Below are 4098 nucleotides of genomic sequence, written 5' to 3' on the forward strand. Positions count from 1 at the left end.
GTTTAAGGCCCAGGGGCCAGGGCAGGCGCGGGCAGCAGACATCCCCCGCCCCAGGAGACTTCGTGACGTCGTCCGGCCACGCCCGCACCGCCGCTCTCGCCATAGGAGCCGCCACCGTCACCGTCCTGGGGGCGCTGTTCGTGGCCGGTTCGGGTGAGGTCAGTGCGAGCCCGCCGCCCGAGCCGAAGGTGCAGGACGACTTCGACTCGCTCGGCCCGCAGGTGCGCGCGGCGAAGCTCGCGAGCGGGCGGACGGCACACTATTCGGACACCGGCGACAAGGACGGCCGCCCCGTCCTGTACATCGGCGGCACCGGCACGAGCGCCCGCGCCTCGCACATGACGGACTTCTTCCGCACCACCCGCGAGGACCTGGGCCTGCGGCTGATCTCCGTGGAGCGCAACGGCTTCGGCGACACGGAGTTCGACGCCGGGCTCGACAAGGGCGACTACGCCGAGGACGTCCTCGCCGTCATGGACCGCCTGAAGGTGAAGGACTTCACGGTCGTCGCGATCTCCGGCGGCGGACCGTACGCCGCCGAGCTCGCCGCCAGGGCCCCCGGCCGCGTCTCGGCGCTGCACCTCGCCGCCGCCCTGCCGCCCTACGGCAAGGAACCCGCCTTCTGCGGCATGAGCGACGACGCCCTCGCCGACGCCGTCCGGGACCAGATCAGGGACCCGCGCAAGTGGTGGGCCTTCCCCGACGACAGCCCCGTGAAGTCGATACCCGGCTTCGCCGACACGGCGTACGAGGAGGGCGCGCGGACCTACAACCAGCGCGGCCAGCAGGCCGACCCGGCGCCCCAGGTCCACGAGCAGCGGCTGTACTGCGGGCGTCCGGGCCCCGACCTGTCGAAGCTCGACGCGCCCGTCTACCTCTACGGCGGCAAGAAGGACACCACTGTCCCGCCACAGACCCTGAAGGCCTGGCAGCGCGAGCTGCCCGAGGTGCGCAAGGTGCGTACGTACGCCGACTCCGGACACGACGTGCAGTACCGGCACTGGGACCAGATCCTCGTCGACATGGCCGGACACGACGACCGCACGGTGGTCTGCAAGAGCGACGGCAAGGGCAAGGGCGGGCACACGCGCGTGCTCGTCGAGCGGGAGGCCGACCGCCTCCTCGACAAGGGCCACGCCACCCTCGGAAGCTGCGCCTGGGCCAAGAAGTAGCGGGGCCGGATACGCCGGGAAGCAGCGGCCGGGCTACTCGGGCGGGGCCGACGGCAGCGTCAGGCGGAACAGCGCCCCGCCGCCCGGCGCCCGTTCCGCCGTCAGTTCCGCCCCGTGCGCGTGCGCGGTCTGGCGGGCCATCGCCAGACCGAGGCCGGAGCCCGGCAGGGCGCGGGCCCTCTCGGCGCGGTAGAAGCGGTCGAAGACGTGCGGCAGGTCCTCCTCGGCGATGCCCGGCCCGTGGTCGCGCACGGTCAGGCAGGCCGCCGTCAGGGCCAGCTCGACCGGCGCACCGCCCCGCGGGCTGAACTTGGCGGCGTTGTCCAGCAGGTTGGTGAGCAGCCGGGACAACCGCGCGGGGACGCCGGGGACGCTGAGGTCCGCCGCCTCCGGGGCGACGTACAGCGTGAACGGCACGTCCGGCCAGTGGCCGCGCGCCGCGTCCACCGCGTGTGCGGCGAGGGACGCGAGCGGCACCTCTTCGAGCAGCGGCTGCGGCTCCTCGTCCCTCGCCAGCTCGATCAGGTCGTTGACCAGGCCGGTGACCTCGCGGAGCTGCCTGCCGAGCGCTCCCGACGCGCGTTCGCGCTGCGCGCCGGTCAGCCGGTCGGCCCGGGCGAGCAGCTCGGCGTTGGTGCGCAGCGCGGTCAGCGGGGTGCGCAGTTCGTGCGAGGCGTCGGCGACCAGGCGGCGGCGGGCCGCGACGGACTCCTCCAGCTCGGCGAGCATCGTGTTGAAGGAGGCGGCGAGCCGGGTGACCTCGTCCTCGCGGCCCGGCGGCCCCGGCGGCAGCTCGATGCGGTGCCGTGCGTCGCGGGTGGCGGCGATGCGCTCGGCCGTGGCGGTGAGCCGGGTGATCGGGGCGAGCCCGGTGCGCGAGACCCAGTAGCCGCCGAGCGCGGAGAGCAGGACGCCCGCGCCGCCCACCGCGGCGAGCAGCGACGCGGCCTGGCGCACACCGCGCTCGGCGATGTCGGCGCGCAGGGCGACCTGCACCGCCTCGTCGCGGCCGCTGTTGAGGGTGGTCGTGAACATACGGCCGGGCCGGCCGCCGGGCAGCGTGAAGTTCGAGTAGTACGGCCGCCGCTCGCCCGCGGCCACCTCGCGCGTCGCCCCCGACACGGGCAGCAGATACGGCTTGTCCGGGTCCCGCCCCGCGTCGGCGGGGACCAGTTGCGAGCAGGCGGGCGCCCCGAGGAAACGGCACTCGCCGGTCAGGACACCGGGGCCCTCGGTGCGGTGCTCCTGGGCGATGAGCGTCGCCGACTGGGCGAGGTTCTGGTCGAGCTGCTGGTAGAGCTTGTAGCGGATCACGAGGAACGCCGCCGCGCACACCCCGACCGCCACCAGCGCCACGGCCGCCGCCGCGGTGATCGCCAGACGGGTCCGCAGCGGCCTGCGCCGCCGCCAGCGCGCGCCCAGCCTGCGCCGGGCGCTCACGGGGAGCCGAGCCGGTAGCCGACGCCGTGCACGGTGTGGACGAGGCGCGGTTCGCCGCCGGACTCCAGTTTGCGGCGCAGATAGCCCACGTACACCGCGAGGGAGTTGGAGTCGGGCCCGAAGTCGCGCCCCCACACCGTCTGCTGGATCAGCTCGCGCGGCAGCACCTGCCCCGCGTTGCGGAGCAGCACTTCGAGCAGGACCGCCTCCGTCCGGCTGAACTCCAGGCGGCGCTCCCCGCGCCGCCCGGTGCGGGTGGCCGGGTCGAGGACGAGATCGCCGTACGAGAGGCCGTCGCCGTCGCTCGCGGGCTGCTCGGGCGTCAGACGCCGCAGCAGGGCCCGTACCCGCGCCACCAGCTCGTCCAGGGCGAACGGTTTGACCAGGTAGTCGTCGGCGCCCGCGTCCAGACCGTCCACGCGCTCGCTCACCGAGTCCAGGGCGGTCAGGACGAGCACCGGGGTCCGGTCGCCCGCCGCGCGCAGCTGGCGGCAGACGGCGAGGCCGTCCATGACCGGCATCAGCACGTCGAGGACCACCAGGTCAGGCTGCCAGCGGGCGACCGCGGTCAGCGCGCGGTGGCCGTCCGCCGCGCCGCGCACCCGGTGGCCCTCGACGGTCAGGGCGTCCTCGACGGCGGCGCGGACCTCGGGGTCGTCGTCCACGACGAGGATTCTGTGCGCCGCCGCGCCGCCCGCGCCCGGCGGGCCGCCTCTGCCGGTCAGGCTCGTGAAGCTCATGCGTACACGGTGCCAAACGCGGCTCTTAAAACCCTCTTAGACCCTCTCGCCAGGCTTCCCGGCCATGCGAACCTCTCACTCCGACGGCTCCGAAAGCTCTGGCGGCTTCGGCAGCTCTGGCGGCTCCGAAAGCTCTGACGGCTTCGACGGCTTCGACGGCTTTCCGTACACCAGGGCCCCTCGCCGTGCCGGGCGCCCCGGCCTCTCCGTCGTGATCGGCGCGGGCGGCACCGGCGGGCACATCTATCCGGGTCTCGCGCTCGCCGACGCGCTGCGGCGGGCGGTGCCCGGCGCCGTGATCTCCTTCGTCGGCACCGAACGCGGCCTGGAGACCCGGCTGATACCGGACGCCGGGTACCGGCTGCACACCGTCGACATGATCCCCTTCGATCCGTCGCTCGGCGCCCGCCGCTATCTGCTGCCCGCCGCGCTGCTGAAGTCCGGCGCGCAGGTCCGGGCCATCCTGCGGGAGCAGGGCGCGGGGGCGGCCGTCGGGATGGGCGGCTATCCCAGCGCCCCCGTCATCGTCGGCGCGCGCATGGCGGGCCTGCCGAGCCTCATCCACGAGTCCAACGCCGTGCCGGGCCGCGCCAACCGGTTCGCGGCCCGCCTCACCCCGAACATCGCCGTCGCCTTCGACCGCAGCCGGGCGCATCTGCCGGGCGGCGAGCGGGCGCACACCACCGGGATGCCGATCGCCGCGCCGCTGGCCTCGCTCGACCGGGCCGCGCTGCGGTCCGAGGCCC

At 74.6% G+C, this 4098-nt stretch carries 4 protein-coding genes; 2 read left to right on the forward strand and 2 right to left on the reverse strand.

The genetic code is table 11. The features are described from left to right. The first annotated feature begins 62 nt into the window (after positions 1-62). A complete protein-coding gene (locus tag AB8Z36_RS32745) occupies positions 63-1172 on the forward strand; it encodes an alpha/beta fold hydrolase (RefSeq protein ID WP_369217020.1) in 1110 nt (369 codons plus the stop codon). 33 nt (positions 1173-1205) lie between these two features. Here AB8Z36_RS32745 and AB8Z36_RS32750 read toward each other — a convergent pair whose 3' ends face one another. Both AB8Z36_RS32750 and AB8Z36_RS32755 read right to left on the reverse strand, forming a co-directional pair. Next, positions 1206-2612 carry a sensor histidine kinase gene (locus tag AB8Z36_RS32750; RefSeq protein WP_369217021.1) on the reverse strand — a complete coding sequence of 469 codons (1407 nt, stop codon included), beginning with the start codon at positions 2610-2612 and terminating at the stop codon, positions 1206-1208. Continuing rightward, on the reverse strand, positions 2609-3352 hold the full coding sequence (locus AB8Z36_RS32755) for a response regulator transcription factor (protein WP_369217022.1): 744 nt from the start codon (positions 3350-3352) through the stop codon (positions 2609-2611). The genes AB8Z36_RS32750 and AB8Z36_RS32755 overlap by 4 nt, the downstream gene beginning before the upstream one ends. A 211-nt stretch (positions 3353-3563) precedes the next feature. On the opposite strand from AB8Z36_RS32755, the gene AB8Z36_RS32760 reads away from it, so the two are divergent. Beyond that, positions 3564-4098 (forward strand): UDP-N-acetylglucosamine--N-acetylmuramyl-(pentapeptide) pyrophosphoryl-undecaprenol N-acetylglucosamine transferase (locus tag AB8Z36_RS32760; protein ID WP_369217023.1); only part of this gene is annotated, 535 nt, incomplete at its 3' end.

It is taken from the genome of Streptomyces flavofungini, from assembly GCF_041028215.1.
Classification (GTDB): Bacteria; Actinomycetota; Actinomycetes; order Streptomycetales; family Streptomycetaceae; genus Streptomyces; species Streptomyces flavofungini_B.

Excerpts from the sequence above, each read along its gene's own strand:
- AB8Z36_RS32755 (WP_369217022.1), bottom strand. The coding sequence starts at position 3,352 with ATGAGCTTCACGAGCCTGACCGGCAGAGGCGGCCCGCCGGGCGCGGGC.